This is a genomic window from Streptomyces sp. ICN903, assembly GCF_022015835.1.
Taxonomy (GTDB): domain Bacteria; phylum Actinomycetota; class Actinomycetes; order Streptomycetales; family Streptomycetaceae; genus Streptomyces; species Streptomyces fenghuangensis.
Genome location: NZ_JAKMAY010000082.1, coordinates 1 through 20,233, shown reverse-complemented (window position 1 = coordinate 20,233; position 20,233 = coordinate 1). Strand labels below are relative to the sequence as shown.

At 73.4% G+C, this 20,233-nt stretch carries 21 protein-coding genes; 15 read left to right on the top strand and 6 right to left on the bottom strand.

Annotated features, from left to right (window positions below):
• Positions 1–210 precede the first annotated feature (210 nt).
• From argC to L7D48_RS11260, 5 genes are all read left to right on the top strand, one after another.
• Positions 211–1,239 carry an N-acetyl-gamma-glutamyl-phosphate reductase gene (gene argC, locus L7D48_RS11280; RefSeq protein ID WP_237878925.1) on the top strand — a complete coding sequence of 343 codons (1,029 nt, stop codon included), beginning with the start codon at positions 211–213 and terminating at the stop codon, positions 1,237–1,239.
• Positions 1,240–1,354: 115 nt separating this feature from the next.
• Positions 1,355–2,506, top strand: a complete 1,152-nt coding sequence (gene argJ, locus L7D48_RS11275) for a bifunctional glutamate N-acetyltransferase/amino-acid acetyltransferase ArgJ (protein WP_237878923.1) — start codon at positions 1,355–1,357, stop codon at positions 2,504–2,506.
• Complete coding sequence (gene argB, locus L7D48_RS11270) at positions 2,503–3,417, top strand: acetylglutamate kinase (RefSeq protein ID WP_237878921.1); 915 nt, start codon at positions 2,503–2,505, stop codon at positions 3,415–3,417. Before argJ ends, argB begins: the two co-directional genes overlap by 4 nt.
• On the top strand, positions 3,414–4,658 hold the full coding sequence (locus L7D48_RS11265; protein WP_256462711.1) for an acetylornithine transaminase: 1,245 nt from the start codon (positions 3,414–3,416) through the stop codon (positions 4,656–4,658). The genes argB and L7D48_RS11265 overlap by 4 nt, the downstream gene beginning before the upstream one ends.
• Positions 4,659–4,665: 7 nt before the next feature.
• A complete protein-coding gene (locus L7D48_RS11260; RefSeq protein WP_093850851.1) occupies positions 4,666–5,226 on the top strand; it encodes an arginine repressor in 561 nt (186 codons plus the stop codon).
• Between the two features lie 45 nt (positions 5,227–5,271).
• Here the strand turns inward: L7D48_RS11260 and L7D48_RS11255 are convergent, their stop codons facing one another.
• From L7D48_RS11255 to L7D48_RS11245, 3 genes are all read right to left on the bottom strand, one after another.
• Positions 5,272–5,838: a GNAT family N-acetyltransferase gene (locus L7D48_RS11255; RefSeq protein WP_237878919.1), complete on the bottom strand. Its 567-nt coding sequence runs from the start codon at positions 5,836–5,838 to the stop codon at positions 5,272–5,274.
• Positions 5,839–5,963: 125 nt separating this feature from the next.
• Complete coding sequence (locus tag L7D48_RS11250) at positions 5,964–6,509, bottom strand: N-acetyltransferase family protein (protein ID WP_374491951.1); 546 nt, start codon at positions 6,507–6,509, stop codon at positions 5,964–5,966.
• Positions 6,510–6,587: 78 nt separating this feature from the next.
• Positions 6,588–7,175, bottom strand: a complete 588-nt coding sequence (locus tag L7D48_RS11245; RefSeq protein WP_237878912.1) for a pyridoxamine 5'-phosphate oxidase family protein — start codon at positions 7,173–7,175, stop codon at positions 6,588–6,590.
• Between the two features lie 60 nt (positions 7,176–7,235).
• Here L7D48_RS11245 and L7D48_RS11240 point away from each other — a divergent pair, with 60 nt between their 5' ends.
• The 4 genes from L7D48_RS11240 (at position 7,236) to L7D48_RS11225 (ending at position 11,998) form a co-directional block, all read left to right on the top strand.
• The gene (locus L7D48_RS11240; protein ID WP_237878910.1) at positions 7,236–7,661 is read left to right on the top strand and encodes a DUF488 domain-containing protein; all 426 of its coding nucleotides are present in this window, start codon (positions 7,236–7,238) and stop codon (positions 7,659–7,661) included.
• A gap of 133 nt (positions 7,662–7,794) precedes the next feature.
• Positions 7,795–8,991 carry an argininosuccinate synthase gene (locus L7D48_RS11235; RefSeq protein WP_237878908.1) on the top strand — a complete coding sequence of 399 codons (1,197 nt, stop codon included), beginning with the start codon at positions 7,795–7,797 and terminating at the stop codon, positions 8,989–8,991.
• Positions 8,992–9,202: 211 nt separating this feature from the next.
• Positions 9,203–10,669: an argininosuccinate lyase gene (gene argH / locus L7D48_RS11230; protein ID WP_237878906.1), complete on the top strand. Its 1,467-nt coding sequence runs from the start codon at positions 9,203–9,205 to the stop codon at positions 10,667–10,669.
• A gap of 729 nt (positions 10,670–11,398) precedes the next feature.
• Complete coding sequence (locus L7D48_RS11225; protein ID WP_237878904.1) at positions 11,399–11,998, top strand: hypothetical protein; 600 nt, start codon at positions 11,399–11,401, stop codon at positions 11,996–11,998.
• A gap of 84 nt (positions 11,999–12,082) precedes the next feature.
• On the opposite strand, the gene L7D48_RS11220 is transcribed toward L7D48_RS11225, so the two are convergent.
• Complete coding sequence (locus L7D48_RS11220; protein WP_237878902.1) at positions 12,083–12,763, bottom strand: 1-acyl-sn-glycerol-3-phosphate acyltransferase; 681 nt, start codon at positions 12,761–12,763, stop codon at positions 12,083–12,085.
• A 246-nt stretch (positions 12,764–13,009) separates the two neighbouring features.
• Between L7D48_RS11220 and L7D48_RS11215 the strand changes: the two genes are divergently transcribed.
• The gene (locus tag L7D48_RS11215) at positions 13,010–14,164 is read left to right on the top strand and encodes a glycerophosphodiester phosphodiesterase (protein WP_237878900.1); all 1,155 of its coding nucleotides are present in this window, start codon (positions 13,010–13,012) and stop codon (positions 14,162–14,164) included.
• Between the two features lie 393 nt (positions 14,165–14,557).
• A complete protein-coding gene (locus tag L7D48_RS11210; RefSeq protein ID WP_237878898.1) occupies positions 14,558–15,079 on the top strand; it encodes a GNAT family N-acetyltransferase in 522 nt (173 codons plus the stop codon).
• A gap of 82 nt (positions 15,080–15,161) precedes the next feature.
• Here the strand turns inward: L7D48_RS11210 and L7D48_RS11205 are convergent, their stop codons facing one another.
• Together L7D48_RS11205 and L7D48_RS11200 are read right to left on the bottom strand one after the other, a co-directional pair.
• Entirely contained in the window at positions 15,162–15,608 is a 447-nt protein-coding gene (locus L7D48_RS11205) for a hypothetical protein (RefSeq protein WP_237878896.1), read from the bottom strand.
• Entirely contained in the window at positions 15,601–15,969 is a 369-nt protein-coding gene (locus L7D48_RS11200; protein WP_237878894.1) for a hypothetical protein, read from the bottom strand. The genes L7D48_RS11205 and L7D48_RS11200 overlap by 8 nt, the downstream gene beginning before the upstream one ends.
• A 561-nt stretch (positions 15,970–16,530) precedes the next feature.
• On the opposite strand from L7D48_RS11200, the gene L7D48_RS11195 reads away from it, so the two are divergent.
• The 4 genes from L7D48_RS11195 to L7D48_RS11180 all read left to right on the top strand — a co-directional run bounded on the left by L7D48_RS11195 (position 16,531) and on the right by L7D48_RS11180 (position 20,077).
• Positions 16,531–17,628, top strand: a complete 1,098-nt coding sequence (locus L7D48_RS11195; RefSeq protein ID WP_237878892.1) for a methionine ABC transporter ATP-binding protein — start codon at positions 16,531–16,533, stop codon at positions 17,626–17,628.
• Positions 17,625–18,293 (top strand): methionine ABC transporter permease, encoded by a 669-nt coding sequence (locus L7D48_RS11190; RefSeq protein ID WP_237878890.1) that lies wholly within the window; start codon positions 17,625–17,627, stop codon positions 18,291–18,293. Before L7D48_RS11195 ends, L7D48_RS11190 begins: the two co-directional genes overlap by 4 nt.
• A 120-nt stretch (positions 18,294–18,413) precedes the next feature.
• The gene (locus L7D48_RS11185; protein WP_374491956.1) at positions 18,414–19,280 is read left to right on the top strand and encodes a MetQ/NlpA family ABC transporter substrate-binding protein; all 867 of its coding nucleotides are present in this window, start codon (positions 18,414–18,416) and stop codon (positions 19,278–19,280) included.
• A gap of 131 nt (positions 19,281–19,411) precedes the next feature.
• Positions 19,412–20,077 carry a GNAT family N-acetyltransferase gene (locus L7D48_RS11180; RefSeq protein WP_237878881.1) on the top strand — a complete coding sequence of 222 codons (666 nt, stop codon included), beginning with the start codon at positions 19,412–19,414 and terminating at the stop codon, positions 20,075–20,077.
• Positions 20,078–20,233 lie beyond the last annotated feature (156 nt).

Below are 20,233 nucleotides of genomic sequence, written 5' to 3'. Positions count from 1 at the left end.
CACCCGACCGTGACCTCCGCCCTCGCGGCCCCCGTGTGACGCCGCGCCCGCGGCCGCGGTTCAGCCCGGCCCGCCGACCGGTCCTTCCGACCGGTCGGCGGGCCGGACGTCTTCCTCGCCCCGTCCCCCGCGGACTCCGGGCCGCCGTATGCGTTCATTGCATAAAACTGCATCTGTGCGTATAGTCATGCTGTCGATGAGGAGGATTCCATGGCAGTGCGAGCGGCGGTGGCGGGAGCGAGCGGCTACGCGGGAGGCGAGATCCTGCGCCTGCTGGCCGGGCACCCCGAGGTCGAGATCGGGGCGCTGACGGGCAACTCCAACGCCGGGCAGCGCCTGGGCGCGCTCCAGCCGCACCTGCCGCCGCTGGCCGACCGCGTCCTGGAGGTCACCACGGTGGAGGCGCTGACCGGCCACGACGTGGTCTTCCTCGCCCTGCCGCACGGCCAGTCCGCGGCCGTCGCCGAGCAGCTCGGGGACGAGGCGCTGGTCATCGACTGCGGGGCCGACTTCCGGCTGAGGGACCCGGGGGACTGGGAGCGCTTCTACGGCACGCCGCACGCCGGCACCTGGCCGTACGGCCTCCCCGAGCTGCCGGGGGCGCGCGACGCGCTGACGGGGTCCCGGCGCGTCGCGGTCCCCGGCTGCTACCCGACGGCCGTGACGCTCGCGCTCTTCCCGGCGTTCGGGGCCGGTCTGGTCGAGCCCGACGTGGTGGTGGTCGCGGCCACCGGCACCTCGGGCGCGGGCAAGGCGCCCAAGCCCCACCTGCTGGGCAGCGAGGTGATGGGCTCGATGAGCCCCTACGGCGTCGGCGGCGTCCACCGGCACACCCCCGAGATGGCCCAGAACCTCTCGGCCGTCGCGAACGAGCCGGTCACCGTCTCCTTCACCCCGACGCTCGCCCCGATGTCCCGGGGCATCCTGGCCACCTGCACGGCCAGGGCCCGGCCCGGCCTGACCGCCGGCCGGCTGCGCGAGACGTACGACAAGGCGCTGGCAGCCGAGCCGTTCGTCCACCTGCTGCCCGAGGGCCAGTGGCCGTCCACCGCCGCCGTGTACGGCTCCAACAGCGCGCTGGTCCAGGTCGCGTACGACGAGGCGGCCGGCCGGGTGGTCGTCGTCAGCGCCATCGACAACCTCACCAAGGGCACCGCGGGCGGCGCGGTGCAGAGCATGAACATCGCCCTCGGCCTGCCCGAGGAGACCGGCCTCCCCGTCACCGGGGTCGCCCCGTGAGCCGGGAGCGGCATCTCCCGGCCGCGGCCGGTGACGCACGCGCGGCCGCCGGCCCGCTGTCGACGACGATGCCCGCGCCGTGCCGCGCGGGCGGAGAAGGGAGCGGAGGAACACCATGAGTGTGACCGCTGCGAAGGGATTCACCGCGGCGGGGATCGCCGCCGGGATCAAGGACAACGGCGACCCCGACCTGGCTCTGGTCGTCAACACCGGGCCGCGTCTGGCCGCCGCCGGCGTGTTCACCTCCAACCGCGTCAAGGCCGCGCCCGTGCTCTGGTCCGAGCAGGTCCTCAGGGGCGGGCAGGTCTCGGCGGTCGTCCTCAACTCCGGCGGCGCCAACGCCTGCACCGGCCCGCTCGGCTTCCAGGACACCCACGCCACCGCCGAGAAGGCCGCCGAGGTGCTCGGTCACAGCGCCGGCGAGGTCGCCGTCTGCTCCACCGGCCTGATCGGCGTCCGGCTGCCGATGGACCGGCTGCTGCCGGGGATCGGGAAGGCCGCCGAGGCCCTGTCCCCGCACGGCGGCGACAGGGCCGCCATCGCCATCAAGACCACCGACACCGTGCACAAGACCGCCGTCGCCGAGGGATCCGGCTGGGTCGTGGGCGGCATGGCCAAGGGCGCGGGCATGCTCGCCCCGGGGCTGGCGACGATGCTCGTGGTCCTCACCACCGACGCCGACGTGGACACCCCCGGACTGGACGCCGCGCTGCGCGAGGCCACCCGCACCACCTTCGACCGGATCGACTCCGACGGCTGCATGTCCACCAACGACACCGTGCTGCTGCTGGCCTCCGGAGCCTCGGGCGTCGCCCCGGAGGCGAAGGAGTTCGCCGAGGCCGTGCGGGCCGTCTGCGACGACCTGGCGCAGCAGCTGATCCGGGACGCCGAGGGGGCCTCCAAGGACATCCGGATCGAGGTGGTGAACGCCGCCAGCGAGGAAGACGCCGTCGAGGTGGGCCGCTCCATCGCCCGCAACAACCTCCTCAAGTGCGCCGTCCACGGCGAGGACCCCAACTGGGGCCGGGTCCTGTCCGCCATCGGCACCACCTCCGCCGCCTTCGAGCCCGACCGGCTGAACGTCGCCATCAACGGCGTGTGGGTCTGCCGCGACGGATCGGTGGGCGAGGACCGCGAACTGGTGGACATGCGCTACCGCGAGGTCCGCATCACCGCCGACCTGGCGGCGGGCGAGAAGTCCGCCGTCATCTGGACCAACGACCTCACCGCCGACTACGTCCACGAGAACAGCGCTTATTCGTCATGAGCACACGTAGGCACACCGCCCTGCCCAAGGCCCAGATCCTCATCGAGGCGCTGCCCTGGCTGACCCGCCACCACGGGAAGACCGTGGTCGTCAAGTTCGGCGGCAACGCCATGGTGGACGAGGAGCTGAAGGCCGCGTTCGCCCAGGACGTGGTCTTCCTGCGGCACGCGGGCCTCAAGCCCGTCGTCGTCCACGGCGGCGGTCCGCAGATCAGCGCCCATCTGGACCGGCTCGGCCTGGTCAGCGAGTTCAAGGCCGGACTGCGGGTCACCACCGACGAGGCGATGGACGTCGTGCGGATGGTGCTGGCCGGCCAGGTGCAGCGCGAGCTGGTCGGCCTGCTCAACCGGCACGGCCCGCTCGCCGTCGGCATGACCGGCGAGGACGCGCACACCCTGACCGCCACCAAGCGCTACGCGCACATCGACGGCGAGCAGGTGGACATCGGCCGCGTCGGCGAGATCACCGAGGTGGACGCGGGAGCGGTCCAGGCCCTGCTGGACGACGGCCGCATCCCGGTGATCTCCTCCATCGCCCGCAGCGCCGACGACGGGCACGTCTACAACATCAACGCCGACACCGCGGCCGCGGCCCTGGCGGCGGCGCTCGGCGCCGAGACGCTGATGGTGCTCACCGACGTCGAGGGCCTCTACGAGGACTGGCCCAACAGCGACGACGTGATCAGCCGCCTGACCGCGAGCGAGCTGGAGAAGCTGCTGCCGGACCTGGCCAGCGGCATGGTGCCCAAGATGGAGGGCTGCCTGTACGCCGTGCGCAACGGCGTCAACACCGCCCGGGTCATCGACGGGCGCGTCCAGCACTCCATCCTGCTGGAGATCTTCACCGACGAGGGGATCGGAACCATGGTCGTGCCGGACGGCGCCGCACCGGAGAAGGAGGAGCGGGCATGAGCGACACCACCGCACCCGCCGCCACCACGCCCGCGCACGCGCCCCCGCCCGGCAACGCCGGTCTCACCCGGCGCTGGCAGGGCGCGCTGATGGACAACTACGGCACCCCCCGCATCCCGATCACCCGCGGCGAGGGCGCACGGCTGTGGGACGCCGACGGCAGGGAGTACCTGGACTTCGTCGGCGGCATCGCCGTCAACTCGCTCGGCACCGCCCACCCGGCGGTCGTCCGCGCGGTCTCCGGGCAGATCGCCACCCTCGGCCACGTCTCCAACCTCTTCGTCGCCGAGCCCCCGGTCGCCCTGGCCGAACGGCTGCTCCAGCTCTTCGGCCGCACCGGGCGCGTCTACTTCTCCAACTCCGGGGCCGAGGCCGTCGAGGCGGCGTTCAAGATCGGCCGCCGGACCGGCCGCACGCACATGGTCGCCACCACCGGCGGCTTCCACGGCCGCACCATGGGCGCCCTCGCGCTGACCGGCCAGCCCGCCAAACGCGACCCCTTCCTGCCGCTGCCCGGCGAGGTCACCCACGTCCCCTACGGCGACGCCGACGCGCTGCGGGCGGCCGTCACCGAGGAGACCGCCCTGGTGGTCCTCGAACCGATCCAGGGAGAGAACGGCGTCGTCGTCCCGCCCGAGGGCTATCTGGTCGCCGCCCGTGAGATCACCGCCGCCACCGGCACCCTGCTGGTGCTCGACGAGGTCCAGACGGGCATCGGCCGCACCGGGCACTGGTTCGCCTGCCAGGCGCAGGGAGTGCGGCCCGACGTCGTCACCCTCGCCAAGGGGCTGGGAGCCGGTCTGCCCATCGGCGCCACGGTCGCCTTCGGCGAGGCCGCCGAGCTGCTGGGCCCCGGACACCACGGCTCCACCTTCGGCGGCAACCCGGTCTCCTGCGCGGCGGCGCTCGCCGTCCTGGACACCATCGCCTCCGAGGGCCTCCTCGACCACGTCAAGCGGATCGGCGGCCGGCTGCGCGACGCCGTCCGGGGGCTGGGGCACCCGCTGGTCGACCACGTCCGCGGCGCGGGGCTGCTGCTCGGTATCGTACTGACCGAACCCGTCGCACCCCAGGTGCAGCAGGCTGCCCAGGACGCGGGCTTCCTGGTGAACGCGTGCGCTCCGGACGTCGTCCGGCTGGCCCCGCCGCTGATCATCGGCGAAGCCGAGGCGGACGCGCTGGTCCGGTCCCTCCCCGCCGTCCTCGACGCCGCCGGCGGGACCCGACGAGCCGGAGACTGACGAGACGATGACCGAGGCGCAGGCGCAGGGCGGCAACCACGGCGGCCCGGCCGTACCCCACACGCGTACGGCCCGGCACCGCCGGATCGTGGAGATCCTGAACCGCGAGCCGGTCCGGTCCCAGAGCCAGCTCGCCAAGCTGCTCGCCGACGACGGGCTGAGCGTCACCCAGGCGACGCTCAGCCGGGATCTGGACGAGCTGGGCGCGGTGAAGATCCGCAACACCGGGGGCGAGCTGATCTACGCCGTCCCCGGCGAGGGCGGCGACCGCACGCCCCGGGCCCCGCTGGGGGAGTCCGCGAGCGAGGCGAGGATGGCACGCCTGGCGGGCGAGCTGCTGATCTCCGCCGAGGCGTCGGCCAACCTGGTGGTGCTGCGCACCCCGCCCGGCGCCGCCCAGTTCCTCGCCTCGGCCATCGACCAGGCGGAGGTGCACGACATCATCGGCACCATCGCCGGCGACGACACCCTGCTGCTGATCAGCCGCCACCCCACCGGCGGGCAGGCCCTGGCCGACCATCTGCTGCGGCTGGCGCAGAAGAACTCCCACCAGGGCAACGGCGCCTGAGACCCGGATCCCGGCCGGGGCCCGGGCCGCGCGGTTCGCCCCCCGTCAGCCGTGTGCGCCGTTCCCGCCGGCGGCCTGCCACTCGTGGGCCAGCACAGCCCAGACCTGGAGGTCGTGGCGGCGGCCGCCCATGGGGAACACGCTGCGCAGGGTGCCCTCGTGCGTCATGCCCAGCCGCTCGGCCACCGCGATGCTGGGGCCGTTGTCCGGGGAGACCAGCCACTCCACCCGGGCCAGACCGCGCACTCCGACCGCCCAGTCGATCATGCGCCGTGCGGCGGTGGTGACCAGCCCGCGCCCCTGGGCCTCGGGGGCCAGCCAGGCGCCCAGCTCGCAGGAGCCCTCGGAAGCGCTGAACAGCCGGAAGATCATGCCGCCCACCAGTTCGCCGTCGAGCCGGATGCAGTAGATCCGGCCCTCGTCGGCGGCCTGTTTGTCGGCGTACCGCTGGAGGAAGGCACGGGCGGTGTCGGTGTCGGTGACGGTGTGGGCCCAGGGCAGCCAGGGCGCCAGGTGGCCACGCACCCGGTCGGTGTGCGCGGCCAGTTCCGCCGCCTGCCACGGCTCCAGGGGGCACAGCTGTGCGCCGTCGCCGAGAGGGGTGCTGAGCATGGGGACTCCTCGGAAGGTCGCTTGCCGGTGTCGGTGGAGGTGTGCGGTCGCGGCGGTCCGGCCGCTCCCGGTGGCCGCCGTGACCGAGTCCGCCGTCACACCGGCGGCGCCCGCCGTCCGCCGGCTCAGAGCGGTTTCTTGTGGAAGAGGGTCGTGGGCCGGAGCACGCCCTCGGTGTCGGCGGCGTAGTCGGGGATCGTGCCGGCCTCGGTCCAGCCGGCCGAGCGGTAGAGGCGCTCGGCCGGGCTGCCGGTCTGGGTGTCCAGCACCAGCAGGGAGATCCCCGCGCCGGCGGCCTCCTGTTCGGCCGTAGCCAGCAGCCGCCGGCCCAGCCCCCGGCCCCGGGCGTCCCGGTGCACGATCAGCTTGGCTATCTCCGCACGGTGGCGGCCGTTGGGCATGCCGCAGAACCTCAGCTGCACGGTGCCCAGGATCCGGCCGCCACCCCGGGCGGCCCACACCGCCGTCCTGCCGTCGGCGACCTCGGGCGCCAGGCCCTCCCACCAGGCCGCCGCCTCGGCGGGGTCGAGCGGGGCGAGGAAGCCGATCGAGGAGCCGCCCTCGACGGCGTCGCGGAGCAGGTCGGCCAGCTCCCGGGCCGCGGCGGGGATCTCGGTGGCCGGCAGGCGGGTGATCACCGGCTCGGCGCTGCTGATGTGTTCGGTTCGCACCGCCCGATGGAACTCCTTCCGGGGCTCCGGCCGCAAGAACGTTCCGCCAGGCGGTCCGGTGTTCGGGCATTCAGGTGGTCAGGCGGGTGTGGGAGGCAGGGGGAGCGGCAGTCCCGGGAGGCCGTCGATGCTGGTGGCGACGTGCTCCTTCTTGTGGAAGTACGCGTCCAGCGACTCGTCCGTCTCGCGCTCGAAGCGCGAGCCGTGCAGCGGGCGGTCGCTCTCGTACGTCATCAGCGGCACGGCGTAACCGCAGGTGTCGCGGATCAGCTCGGCGGTGACCACGATGATCGCGCGCAGGCCGTGCCGGGAGTGGTCGATGCCGGGGAAGTGGGCGATCAGCTCTCCCCAGCGCGGGTCGTCGCGGAAGACGGGCTTCCCGCGGCCGTGGACGCGCACGATGTTCGGCGGGCCGGAGAAGGCACACCACATCAGGGTGATCCGGCCGTTCTCCCGCAGATGGGCGACGGTCTCGGCGTTGGAGCCGGCGAAGTCGAGATAGGCGACGGTGCGCTCGTCGAGGACGGCGAAGGAACCCCTCAGCCCCTTGGGGGAGAGGTTGACGGTGCCGTCGCCGGACAGCGGCGCGGTGGCGGTGAAGAAGACGGGCTGGGCCTCGATGAAGTCCCGCAGCCGTCCGTCGATGCGTTCGTATGTCTTTCCCACACGGGCATCATGCCGCCGTGTGCGCGTGCGCGCCCGGTATTTCCGGCGCAGGCTGGGCACATGGCCGAAGGCACGGGAACAGGCGGAGACAGGGGCCGGGGCGGGAGCGGGGGCCCCGAGGTGCGGGTGCGCCGTGTGTACGAGGAGGCCGGCCCCGGGGACGGCCGGCGGGTGCTGGTGGACCGGATCTGGCCGCGCGGCCTGAGCCGGGACGCGGCGGAACTGGACGAGTGGTGCAAGGACGCCGCTCCGTCGGACGGGCTGCGCCGCTGGTACGGCCACGACCCGGAGCGGTACGCGGAGTTCGCCGGACGCTACCGCGCGGAACTGGAGGAGGCGGGGCGGCACGAGGCGGTGGAGCGGCTGCGGGAGTCGGCCGGGGAGGGGACGCTGACGCTGCTGACAGCCACCAGGGACGCGGAACGCAGCCATGCGGCCGTACTGGCCGAGGTGCTGCGGGAGACCGCCCGGGGCGCCCCCGACTGACGCGTTCGGTGCGCTGCGGATCACCGTAAGGCGGTTGACCTGCGATCTTCCTGGTGGACGACCGCTCTTTGACGAACCATACGGGGGAGTGCATACTTATACCAGTCACCGTATGCATCGTAAGGAGCCCCCCGTGACCGAGCGCGTCGTACTCGCCTACTCCGGTGGCCTGGACACCTCCGTCTGCATCGGCTGGATCGCCGAGGAGACGGGCGCCGAGGTCATCGCCGTCGCCGTGGACGTCGGCCAGGGCGGAGAGGACCTGGACGTCATCCGCAAGCGCGCGCTCGCCTGCGGCGCCGTCGAGGCCGAGGTCGCCGACGCGAAGGACGAGTTCGCCGAGGAGTACTGCCTCCCCGCGATCAAGGCGAACGCGCTCTACATGGACCGCTACCCGCTGGTCTCCGCCCTCTCCCGGCCGACCATCGTCAAGCACCTGGTGGCCGCCGCCAGGAAGCACGGCGCCACCACCGTCGCCCACGGCTGCACCGGCAAGGGCAACGACCAGGTGCGGTTCGAGGCCGGCATCTCCTCCCTGGCCCCCGAGCTGAAGTGCATCGCGCCGGTGCGGGACTACGCCATGACGCGTGATGCGGCGATCGCCTTCGCCGAGGACAAGGGCCTGCCGATCGCCACCACCAAGAAGTCGCCCTACTCCATCGACCAGAACGTCTTCGGACGGGCCGTGGAGACCGGCTTCCTGGAGGACATCTGGAACGCGCCGATCGAGGACGTCTACGACTACACCCAGAACCCGGCCACCGCGCGCGAGGCCGACGAGGTGGTCATCACCTTCGACAAGGGCGTTCCCGTGGCCGTGGACGGCAGGCCCGTCACCGTCCTGCAGGCCATCCAGCAGCTCAACGAGCGGGCCGGGGCCCAGGGCGTGGGCCGGATCGACATGGTCGAGGACCGCCTGGTGGGCATCAAGTCCCGCGAGGTCTACGAGGCGCCGGGCGCCATCGCGCTGATCACCGCCCACCAGGAGCTGGAGAACGTCACCGTCGAGCGCGAACTGGCCCGCTACAAGCGGCAGGTCGAGCAGCGCTGGAGCGAACTGGTCTACGACGGCCTGTGGTTCTCCCCGCTCAAGCGCGCCCTGGACGGTTTCGTCGAGGAGGCCAACGAGCACGTGTCCGGCGACATCCGGATGACCCTGCACGGCGGCCGGGCCACCGTCACCGGCCGGCGCTCCCACAAGTCGCTGTACGACTTCAACCTGGCCACCTACGACACCGGCGACACCTTCGACCAGTCGATGTCCAGGGGTTTCATCGAGATCTTCGGCATGAGCAGCAAGATCGCCGCCAAGCGGGACCTCGCGCAGTAACCTGCCCCGCGGCAGCCGCACACCGCACACCGCCCGCTTCCTCCGCCCCGTGGTGGGGGAGGCGGGCGCCTTCCCGTCCCGGCCGGGTCCCGGCACCGCCCGACACGGCCCGGAACGGTCCGACACCGCCCGACAACGCCCGACAACGCCCGAACCCGCCCGGCACGCCCGAACCCGCCCGGCGCGACCGGTAAGCGCACGAGGAGCACCGATGACCAACGCCCCCCAGACCCCGCCCCCCGCCGCAGGCGGCGACGTACGGCTGTGGGGCGGCCGGTTCGCCGACGGACCGGCCGAGGCGCTGGCCGCCCTGTCGGCCTCCGTCCACTTCGACTGGCGGCTGGCCCCCTACGACATCGCCGGGTCGCGCGCCCACGCCAGGGTGCTCCACCGGGCCGGCCTGCTGACCGCCGAGGAGCTGGAGAAGATGCTCGCCGGCCTCGACCGGCTGGCCGCCGACGTCGCCGACGGCACCTTCACCGGCACCGTCGCCGACGAGGACGTGCACACCGCCCTGGAGCGCGGGCTGCTGGAGCGCCTCGGTCCCGAACTCGGGGGCAAGCTGCGCGCCGGGCGCTCCCGCAACGACCAGGTCGCCACGCTGTTCCGGATGTACCTGCGCGACCACGCCCGGATCATCGGCGGTCTGCTCGCGGATCTGAACGAGGCCCTGGTGGCCCTGGCCGAGGCGCACCCGGATGTGGCGATGCCCGGCCGCACCCACCTCCAGCACGCCCAGCCGGTCCTCTTCGCCCATCATGTCCTCGCCCACGTCCAGGCGCTGTCCCGGGACGCCGAGCGGCTGCGGCAGTGGGACGCGCGCACCGCCGTCTCGCCCTACGGGTCGGGGGCGCTGGCCGGTTCCTCGCTCGGCCTGGACCCCCGCGCGGTCGCCGCCGACCTCGGCTTCGAGCACGGATCGGCCGCCAACTCCATCGACGGCACCGCCTCGCGCGACTTCGTCGCCGAGTTCGCCTTCATCACCGCGATGATCGGCGTGGACCTCTCCCGGATCGCGGAGGAGGTGATCATCTGGAACACCAAGGAGTTCTCCTTCGTCACCCTCCACGACGCCTTCTCCACCGGTTCGTCGATCATGCCGCAGAAGAAGAACCCGGACATCGCCGAGCTGGCGCGCGGCAAGTCCGGCCGGCTCATCGGCAACCTCACCGGGCTGCTGGCCACCCTCAAGGCGCTGCCGCTGGCGTACAACCGCGACCTGCAGGAGGACAAGGAGCCGGTCTTCGACTCCTGCGACCAACTGGAGGTCCTGCTGCCGGCGTTCACCGGGATGATGGCCACCCTCACCGTCAACCGCGAGCGGATGGCCGAACTCGCCCCGGCCGGCTTCTCGCTGGCCACCGACGTCGCCGAGTGGCTGGTGAAGCGGGGTGTGCCGTTCCGCGACGCGCACGAGATCGCGGGGGAGTGCGTCAAGGTCTGCGAGGCCGCCGGGATCGAGCTGGACGAACTGACCGACGAGCAGTTCGCGAAGATCTCGCCCCACCTCACCCCCGAGGTCCGCACCGTGCTGAGCGTCCCCGGTGCCCTGGCCTCCCGAGACGGACGGGGCGGCACCGCGCCGTCCGCCGTCGCCGTCCAGCTCGCGGAGGTCAAGGAGGAACTGGCCCGGCAGCGGGAGTGGGCCGGGGAGGACCGCCCGGGCGCCGTGGTCTGACCGGCCGCCAGGCAGCTGCCGGACCGGCCGGGCCTCCGCAGGACCCCTGTCAGGGACCGGTGAGGAACTCCACCTCGCCGGTCTCCTCCCGGCAGTGGGCTCCGACCACCCCCGGTTCGCCCCGCCGCAGCGGCGGCACCCGGACCGCCCCGGCAGGCCGCCGCCAACGCGGCGGCGGCCACGACCGGACGGGCCGGCGGCCGGGCGCCGGCCGTACGCGGCCGGAGCGCCGCGGTCACCGCACCGCAGCGCTCGTGCCCCAGGACGACCACCAGCGGCACGCCCGGCTCCACCCGCCGGCCCGCGCTCGGCGCTGCCCTCGACCATCGCGCCCAGAGCGGGCGCGGGGCGGCGGAGCACCCGCCGCCTCCCCTCCTCGCGCCCTTCGCGCCCCTTCCGGGCCACCCTCCGCTTCCACGTCCTCCGCGCCGCCCACCCGGACGCCCCGCGCAGCGCCACCGGGCGGCTGCGCGCGGTGTCCGGCGGTGCTTCGCCGGCGAGCGCGGCACCGTGGTGTTCCTCCAGGTCTGCCAGGTCTGCCAGGTCTGCCGGTGTCCTGGGGAAGCATGGACAGCTCCGGGCCCGGGCATGCCGCCGGAAGGAGTGAACCCGGGTGTTCCGGGGGGACGCGGTCACCCGCGGGGGTGACCGTCTGCCCGGACACCCGTGCACACACGGTGGACCGCGCCGCTCATCGGCGGCGGTGGCGACGAGCGAGGAGCGGAGAAGGTGGGGGAGCCCGGGAGGACCGGCAGGCCGGACTGGCTCTTCGGCACGGGCGCGACACCCGCGCAGAAGGGTCTGGCCCACGCTGTGGCGGCGGCCGGGTGCGCGGTCCTCGCGGTGTACGGCCGGGACGAGGGCTGGTCCTGGTGGCAGTGGGTGCTGGGCCTGCTGCTCGTGTGGGACCTGGCGGGGGGCGTGGTGGCCAACGGGCTGGACACGGCCAAGCGCTTCTACCACTCGCCGCCGCCTCCGGGAACGGGGGCGGCGGGGCGCTTCCTGCACCGTCCGGTGGGCTTCACCGCCGCGCACGTCCAACCGCTCGCGGCCGGTCTCGCCTTCGACGGCGGGCCCTGGTGGTGGGGCCCCTTGTGGTACCTCTGGGCGCTGGCCGGCTCCGTACTGGTGGCCCGGGTCCGCGAACCCCTCCGGCGCCCGGTGGCGCTGGGGGCCGTCGCTCTGGGGGCCATGATCGCGCCGCTGGTCACCGCACCCGGTGGAATGGCCTGGCTGCCCGTGGTGCTGCTGCTCAAGCTGGTCCTCGCGCACGGCGTTCCCGAAGGAGCCGCCGCGGCGGCCGGGCCGGGCGGGCGCCCGCCCCGGTGAGCCGTCCGCCCGGCCGCCGTCCGGCGGCGGGGAGACGACGGCCCCCGGTACCGCCTGTGGCGGTACCGGGGGCCGGAGGGCGCCTCAGGCCGCCTTGGCCTTGGTGGCGTACACGTCCACGTACTCCTGGCCCGACAGGCGCATCACATGGCTCATCACCTCGTCGGTCACGGCCCGCAGCACATAGCGGTCGCGGTCCATGCCGTCGTAGCGCGAGAAGTCCAGCGGCTCGCCGAAGCGGACGGTGATGCGGCGGCCCGGGCCGATCCGGGGCAGTCCGCTGCCGCCCGGCTGCACACGGTCGGTGCCGATCATCGCGAACGGGACGACAGGCGCGCCGGTCATCAGCGTCAGCCTGGCGATGCCGGTGCGGCCCCGGTACAGGCGGCCGTCGGGGGAGCGGGTGCCCTCCGGGTAGATGCCGAAGACGTTGCCCTCCTCCAGCACCCGGCGGCCGGTCATCAGCGCCGCGACGCCGCCGCGCCCGCCGTCGCGGTCCACCGGGATCATGCCGACGCCGGTGAAGAACCACGCCATCAGGCGGCCCTTGAGGCTCTTCCCGGTGACGTACTCGTCCTTGCCGATGAAGAAGACCTGCCGGTCGACGACGAGCGGGAGGATCATCGAGTCGATGAAGGTCAGGTGGTTGCCGGCCAGGATCACCGGTCCGCTGCCGGGGATCCGCTCCGCTCCCTCGACCTGCGGACGGAACAGCACGCGCAGGAGCGGGCCGAGCAGCGCCTTGATGAGCAGGAAACGGGACAACGTGCCCTCCGGTCGTGATGGTCAGCGCGCGCACCCGCGCAGGTCGGTACGGTACTCGCCGGTCACCGGCGGGCGCGCGCCGGGTTCGTCCCACGGATACCCCGCGATGGCGCGATTTGTCAGCCGTTCACGCCACGTTTCGTGCGCGGTCTCCCGCGGTGAAGCGACGCACACCTACCATGCGCGGGTTCCGTTGCTTGTCAGGTGCGGGACAGTCACAGGCGTGTGAAGCCGAGAGGAGTGCTCATGGGACAGGCGCAGAGGCCGGACCGCAGAACCGTGCTGGGCGCGGCGGTGCTGGGCGCGGGCGCGGCGGCGCTGGGACCGGCCGCCGCCGCGGCGGCGGCCGACGGCGGCCGGGGGAGCGGCGCGGGCCGGGGACGCACGGCCCTGCCGACGCCCGCCGTCATCGCCCACCGCGGCGCCAGCGGCTACCGGCCCGAGCACACTCTGGGGGCCTACCAACTCGCCCTCGACATGGGCGCCGACGTCATCGAGCAGGACCTCGTGCCCACCCGGGACGGCCATCTCGTCTGCCGCCACGAGAACGACATCACCGGTACCACGGACGTGGCCGACCACCCGGAGTTCGCCGGCCGCAAGGCCACCAGGACGGTGGACGGCACCGAGATCACCGGCTGGTTCACCGAGGACTTCACCCTCGCCGAGCTCAAGACGCTGCGCGCCACCGAGCGCATCCCCGGCACCCGCCCCGACAACACCCTCTACGACGGCCGCTGGACGGTCCCGTCCTTCGAGGAGGTGCTGCGCTGGGCCGAGCGCGAGGGTCGCCGGCGCGGACGCCCGGTCTGGCTGCACATCGAGACCAAGCACCCCAGTTACTTCCGAGGCCTGGGCCTGGGCCTGGAGGAGCGGCTGGCGAAACTGCTGCGCCGGTACGGGCGGGACCGCGCGAACTCGCCCACGTTCCTGCAGTCCTTCGAGCCGAGCAGCATGGAGCGGATGAGCCGGCTGGTGCGGACCCCGCGCGTGGTGCTGCTCTCCTCGGCCTCCTCCCGGCCGTGGGACTTCACCGAGGCCGGCGACCCGCGCACCGTGGCCGACCTGGTCACCCCCAGGGGGCTGGAGTGGATCTCCGGCTTCGCCCAGGGCATCGGGCCGACGCTGGACCTGGTCGTCCCCCGGCGGGCGGACGGGCGGCTGGGCGAGCCCACCACCCTGGTGCGCGACGCCCACGCCCGCGGACTGCTGATCCACCCGTACACCATGCGCAACGAGAACCGGTTCCTGCCCGCGGACTTCCGCCGCGGCACCGACCCGGACGCCTACGGGGACGCCTTCGGCGCCCTGCGGGCGTACTTCGCGACGGGCATCGACGGCGTCTTCGCCGACCAGCCGGACACCGCCCTGCTGGCCGCCGAGGACTTCCGCCGGAGCTGACGGCCGGACCCGGCCGGACCGGAGGGCCGAGCGGGCCGCGGTGCTCGCCCGTGAGGGCGGCGCACTCGCGGCCCGCGCGACCGCTTCGCCCTCCCGGCGACCGGCCCGGCCCCCGCCGCCCGCACCGGGCCGCTCTCCCGCCGGGGCACCGCCGCCGGTTCTCCTCCCACCGGAAGCGGCCCGCGAGTTGGGAATCTCACAGAGCGGTCCCGAACCGATTCGTTCCCCTTGCACCGATCGCCTGCGCAGAATGCTCACGACGGAGGTTGCGCCCCCCGAACCAGGGGAAGGGTGCGGTGAACCACCGGCGTCATCAGGGCAGACAGTTCCGGCGCGCGACCCTCGTTCGACACGCGCGCCCGGACGCGACGAGACATGGGGAGACGTGCGCACATGGGAACGAGCGTGACCATCTCGGCGGCGACGGACGAAGACGCCGAGCAGATCCTCAAACTGCAGTACCTGTGCTACCAGTCCGAGGCCGCGCTCTACGGCGACTACGGCATCGAGCCGCTCACCCAGACCCTCGACGACCTCCGCGCCGAACTGGCCCGCGGCTGCGTGCTCGTGGCCCGGCTCGGCGCGGAGGTCGTCGGCTCGGTGCGCGGCCGCGTCGAGGACGACGGCACGGCCGTGATCGGCAAGCTGATCGTCCACCCCCGCATGCAGCGGCACGGGCTCGGCGGGAGGCTGCTGTCCGCGGTCGAGGAGCGGCTGGCGCGGGAGCGGTCCGCCCGGCGCTACCGGCTGTCCACCGGCCACCGCAGCGAGGGCAACATCCGCCTCTACCGCAGGCTCGGCTACACCCCGGTGGCCACCGAGCGGATCTCCCCCCGGCTGGACATGGTGACCCTGGAGAAGGCGCCGGAGCCCGCGGGCGGGGACGTCTCCCGGACGTACGCCGCCAGCGCCTGACCGCGCCCCCCGCGCGTCCCGCACACGCACGGCCGCCCCGGCGGGGATCCCCGCCGGGGCGGCCGTGCGTGTGCGGGAGGGGTCAGACCGCACCGGCCCCGGCGGGCGAGCGGCGCAGCCACAGCAGGCCGATCACCGGCAGGACCAGCGGGAGCAGCAGATACCCCAGGCCGTAGTCCGACCAGACGGTCGCATCGGGGAAGGCCGACGGATCCAGCACCGTCCAGGTGCCGACCGTCAGCACCCCGGCCAGCTCGGCCGCGCAGCACACCAGCGCCACACGGCGGGCGCCCCTGCCGCCGCGGACCAGGGCGACGGTGATCACCACGTACACCGCCGCGGCCACCGCCGACAGGAGGTACGCCAGCGGCGCCTCGTCGAAGCGGGTGGAGAGCTGGTAGACCGAGCGGGAGGTCGCGCCGATCGCGAAGACCGCGTACAGCGTGACCAGCAGCCGGCCCGGTCCGCGGTTCAGACCCGGCCGCGCCGGCGGGCCGGACGGGGCCCGGGGCCCCGAGGGCTCAGCCATGCCCGCCTCCCCACACGTCGTACAGCCGCACCTGGAGGACGGCCATCACCACCGCGCCCGCGGCGACCGTCGCCGAGCCCCAGCGGGTGCGTTCGGCCAGCGACATGAAGCCGACCGCGGGCACGCAGGCCGCCACACCCAGCAGATAGGAGACGAAGACCACCGTGCCGCCGTCCGGCTTCTCGCCGCGCGCCAGCTGTACGACGCCGACGACCAGCTGCACCAGGGCCAGTACGGTCACCACGGCCATGCCGGCGAAGTGCCAGTCCTTGGTCGGCTGGTCCCGGTAGGCCGCGAAGCCGCACCAGGCTGCCAGGGCGAGCGCGGCCACGGCGACCGCGACCGTCAGCGGGGTGAGCATGTCGGCACCTTATTCGAGCCCGTCATCGCGGACGAAACGACCCCTCCCGAAGCCCCCGCCGACCGTGGCCTTGACCACAGACCGGGTCGCCCCCCGTACGGCCCGCGAATGGCGTCCACGCAGGTGGCGGCGGGTGCGGCGGTCTTTCGGCGAAGGAGTCCGGGCCGGTCGTCGCACACCTCGGCTGTCCACTATCCGGACATAGGCGTCCGTCTTTTGCGTGTAGGGGGCAGTGGTCTGCTTTACTCGTCCGCATGACCGCGACGAGCTGCCGCATTTGTGCGACCGAGGCGACCACGACGCCCGGTGCTCGCCGTATGTGTCGAATGTGTGACCGCTGAGGGCCCCCGCCTGAGCCGCCTCGCGCCCCGAAGCGAGACCTGAGCCCCCGCCTCCCGGCAGTCCGCCGGGAGGACACCCGATGTGCTCGGCCCCGCGCTCGCCCGCCGTCCGCCCGCTCCGGGCGTGGCCCGGACCGCGGGTTCCCACCCCTTTCGTCAGGAACCTCCCGTGCCCGGCGCCGCATCCCCGCGCCGCGCACTCGACAGTGATGGACACCCAGTGATCACCACCACGGGACTCACCAAGGTCTACCGTTCCCGAGGCCGCGACGTGACAGCGCTCGACGGCGTCGACCTCCATGTCCGCGAGGGCGAGGTCTTCGGCGTCGTCGGCCGCAGCGGCGCGGGGAAGTCCTCCCTCATCCGCTGCGTCAACCTGCTGGAGAGACCCACCTCCGGCACGGTCGTCGTCGACGGACAGGACCTCACCGCCCTGGCCGGGCGCGGACCGCGGGCCGGCGCCGAGCTGCGCCGGGCGCGCAGCCGCATCGGCATGGTCTTCCAGCACTTCAACCTGCTGTCCTCCCGCACCGTCCAGGGCAACGTCGAACTGCCGCTGGAGATCCTCGGCGTCCCCGGCCGCGAGCGCGCCCGCAAGGCCCGCGAACTGCTCGGCCTGGTCGGCCTCGCCGACCACGCCCGCTCCTGGCCCGCACAGCTCTCCGGCGGCCAGAAGCAGCGCGTCGGCATCGCCCGGGCGCTGGCGGGCGACCCCAGGGTGCTGCTGTCGGACGAGGCGACCTCCGCGCTCGACCCGGAGACCACCCGCTCCGTCCTGGCCCTGCTGCGCGACCTCAACCGGCAGCTCGGTCTGACCGTCCTGCTCATCACCCACGAGATGGACGTCGTCAAGACCGTCTGCGACTCGGCCGCGCTGATGCGGGACGGGAAGGTCGTCGAGTCCGGCACCGTCTCCGGGCTACTGGCCACCCCGGGCTCGGAGCTGGCCCGCGAACTGTTCCCCCTCGGGGGAGCGGCCCCGGCCGCAGAGGGAGCGGCCCGGGAGCGCACCGTCGTGGACGTCACCTTCCACGGCGAGAGCACCGGACGGCCGCTGATCTCCCAGCTCTCGCGCACCCACGGCATCGACGTGTCGATCCTCGGCGCCGCCATGGACACCATCGGCGGTCGCCAGGTGGGCCGGATGCGGATCGAACTGCCCGGCCGCCGCGAGGACAACGCCGTGCCGATCGGCTTCCTGCGCGAGCGGGGACTGACCGTCGAGTTCCCCGGGGCGGCCGGAGCCGCCCGGGCCCCCGAGGCCCCCGAGGCATCCGAGACGCCCGAGACCTTCGAGACCGTGGAGAAGACCCGATGACCTGGCCGGAGATGCAGCCCATCCTGCTCCAGGGCACCGTCGACACCCTCTACATGGTCGGCTGGTCCACCCTCGTGACCGTCCTGGGCGGCCTGCCGCTGGGCGTGCTGCTGGTGCTCACCGACCGCGGCGGGCTGCTGGCGAACAGGGCGGTCAACAAGGCCGTCGGCACCGTGGTCAACGTCGGGCGCTCCCTGCCCTTCATCATCCTCGTCGTCGCCCTGATCCCCTTCACCCGCCTGGTCGTCGGCACCTCCATCGGCCCGACGGCCGCCGTGGTGCCGCTGTCCATCGGCGCCATCCCCTTCTTCGCCCGCCTGGTGGAGACGGCCGTGCGCGAGGTGGACCACGGACTGGTCGAGGCCGTCCTGTCCATGGGCGGCGGTACCGGCACGGTCGTCTTCAAGGCGCTGCTGCCGCAGGCCCTGCCCTCCCTCGTGGCCGGTCTGACCACCACCGTCATCACCCTCGTCGGCTACTCCGCGATGGCCGGCGCGGTGGGGGCCGAAGGCCTGGGCAGCAAGGCCATCACCTACGGCTACCAGCGCTTCGAGACCGGCTTCATGCTCGCCACCGTCGTCGTGCTGCTCGCCCTCATCACCGCGGTGCAGCTCCTGGGCGACGGCGCGGTGCGCCTGCTCTCCCGCCGCGAGCGCACCACCTGAACCACCCTCGACCCACCCCCCACCCATGGAAGCCGGACCCCTTGTCCGGCACCGACCGGAGCCCCGGCACCCCGGAGCCCGGAGAACGCACAACGGAAAGAGGCACTCTTCGTGCGCACCATCACCAAGTCCGCCGTCACCAAGCCCGCCCGCGCCAGGGCCGCCGCCGCCCTGGCCACCACCGCGCTGGCCCTGTCGCTGACCGCCTGCGGCACCGACTCCGACCCCGCAGCCTCCGGCGGTCCGGGGAACGCCGACGCACCGCTGACCGTCGCCGCCTCCCCGACCCCGCACGCCGACATCCTCGGCTTCGTCAGGGACAACCTGGCCGAGAAGGCCGGACTGGAGCTGGAGATCAGGGAGTTCACCGACTACGTCCTGCCCAACACCGCCACCGAGAACGGCGAGGTCGACGCCAACTACTTCCAGCACAAGCCCTACCTGGACGACGTCAACGCCAAGCAGGGCACCCACCTGGTGCCCGTGACGGGTGTCCACCTGGAACCGCTGGGCCTGTACTCCTCCACCCTGAAGAAGGCATCCGAACTCGGCGCCGGCGACACCGTCGCGGTGCCCAACGACACCACCAACGAGGGCCGTGCCCTCAAGCTCCTGGACGACCACGGTCTGATCGAGCTGAAGGACGGTGCCGGGCAGGACGCCACCCTGGCCGACATAGCCGACGCCAAGGGCCTGGAGTTCAAGGAGCTTGAGGCGGCCGCGCTGCCCCGCTCCCTCGAGGACGTGGACGCCGCCGTCGTCAACGGCAACTACGCCATCGAGGCCGGTCTGGAGCCCGCCGAGGACGCCCTGGCACTGGAAGAGGCCGAGGGCAACCCCTACGTCAACCTCCTCGTCGTGAAGGAGGGCGACGAGGACGACCCGCGGGTGAGGAAGCTGGCCGACCTGCTGTCCTCCCAGGAGGTCGCCGACTTCATCGAGAAGGAGTACCGCGGCTCGGTGGTGGCCGCCTCCGACGCCTCCTGACACCGGTGGGGTGGTGGGCCGGGCCCCGGCGGGGGTTTCCGGGGGCCCGGCCCACCACCGGGGCCCGCGCTGCACACCGCCGGGGTGATGCTGCATGCTGTGCACTCGACCCCGTCAGGCTGGAGCGGCGCATGACATCCATCTTCCCGGAGATCTCGATCAGCACGGAACGGATCGTGCTGCGTCCCCTCGAGACCGAGGACGCCCCCGCGTTCACCGAGATGATGAACGACGAACTGGTCACCGCCTGGACCTCCGTGCCCGTCCCCTACACCGAGGAGCACGCCCTGGAGTGGATAACCCGGGGGGCGCCCGCGGAGCGGACCGGGGGACGCGGCATCGTCTTCGCCGTGACCGAGTTCCTCACCCAGCGCCTGGTCGGCACCGTCCATCTGCGCAAGGCCGACTGGCGGGTGCTGTCCGCCGAGGCCGCGTACGTGATCGCCCCCTGGGCGCGAGGCGAGGGGTACGCCGCCGAGTCGCTGCTCGCCGCCGCCCAGTGGCTTTTCCAGGACCGGAAGTTCGAGCGGCTGGAGATCCGCACCCCGGCCGACAACACCGCCTCCCAGCAGGTCGCCCAGAAGGTCGGCTGCGTCAGCGAGGGCGTGCTGCGCAACGCCTGGATAGCCCGGACCCGCACCGAGGACGGGAGCTGGACCGACATCCGCACCGACCTGATCGTGTGGAGCCTGCTGCCGGAGGACCTGGAGGACGGGCCGGGCGAGGCGGCCGGCGCCGGCGGCTACTCCGCCTACCCCGAGGCCGGGAGCTACTCCGCCTATCCCGACTGGCGCTGACGGCCCGCAAGCACGGAGCCCCGCAAGCACGGAGCCCCGGGACCGAGGAGTCCGAGCCGTGAAGCCCCGGCCGTCCCCCCGCACCGGGCGCGGTAACCTCACTGCGGCGACGCCGCCCCACCGGCACCGCACCCCGCGTCCCGCACCCGCGCACAC

Excerpts from the sequence above, each read along its gene's own strand:
- argC (WP_237878925.1), top strand. The coding sequence starts at position 211 with ATGGCAGTGCGAGCGGCGGTGGCGGGAGCGAGCGGCTACGCGGGAGGC.
- argJ (WP_237878923.1), top strand. The coding sequence starts at position 1,355 with ATGAGTGTGACCGCTGCGAAGGGATTCACCGCGGCGGGGATCGCCGCC.
- argB (WP_237878921.1), top strand. The coding sequence starts at position 2,503 with ATGAGCACACGTAGGCACACCGCCCTGCCCAAGGCCCAGATCCTCATC.
- L7D48_RS11265 (WP_256462711.1), top strand. The coding sequence starts at position 3,414 with ATGAGCGACACCACCGCACCCGCCGCCACCACGCCCGCGCACGCGCCC.
- L7D48_RS11260 (WP_093850851.1), top strand. The coding sequence starts at position 4,666 with ATGACCGAGGCGCAGGCGCAGGGCGGCAACCACGGCGGCCCGGCCGTA.
- L7D48_RS11255 (WP_237878919.1), bottom strand. The coding sequence starts at position 5,838 with ATGCTCAGCACCCCTCTCGGCGACGGCGCACAGCTGTGCCCCCTGGAG.
- L7D48_RS11240 (WP_237878910.1), top strand. The coding sequence starts at position 7,236 with ATGGCCGAAGGCACGGGAACAGGCGGAGACAGGGGCCGGGGCGGGAGC.
- argH (WP_237878906.1), top strand. The coding sequence starts at position 9,203 with ATGACCAACGCCCCCCAGACCCCGCCCCCCGCCGCAGGCGGCGACGTA.
- L7D48_RS11215 (WP_237878900.1), top strand. The coding sequence starts at position 13,010 with ATGGGACAGGCGCAGAGGCCGGACCGCAGAACCGTGCTGGGCGCGGCG.
- L7D48_RS11210 (WP_237878898.1), top strand. The coding sequence starts at position 14,558 with ATGGGAACGAGCGTGACCATCTCGGCGGCGACGGACGAAGACGCCGAG.
- L7D48_RS11205 (WP_237878896.1), bottom strand. The coding sequence starts at position 15,608 with ATGGCTGAGCCCTCGGGGCCCCGGGCCCCGTCCGGCCCGCCGGCGCGG.
- L7D48_RS11200 (WP_237878894.1), bottom strand. The coding sequence starts at position 15,969 with ATGCTCACCCCGCTGACGGTCGCGGTCGCCGTGGCCGCGCTCGCCCTG.
- L7D48_RS11190 (WP_237878890.1), top strand. The coding sequence starts at position 17,625 with ATGACCTGGCCGGAGATGCAGCCCATCCTGCTCCAGGGCACCGTCGAC.
- L7D48_RS11180 (WP_237878881.1), top strand. The coding sequence starts at position 19,412 with ATGACATCCATCTTCCCGGAGATCTCGATCAGCACGGAACGGATCGTG.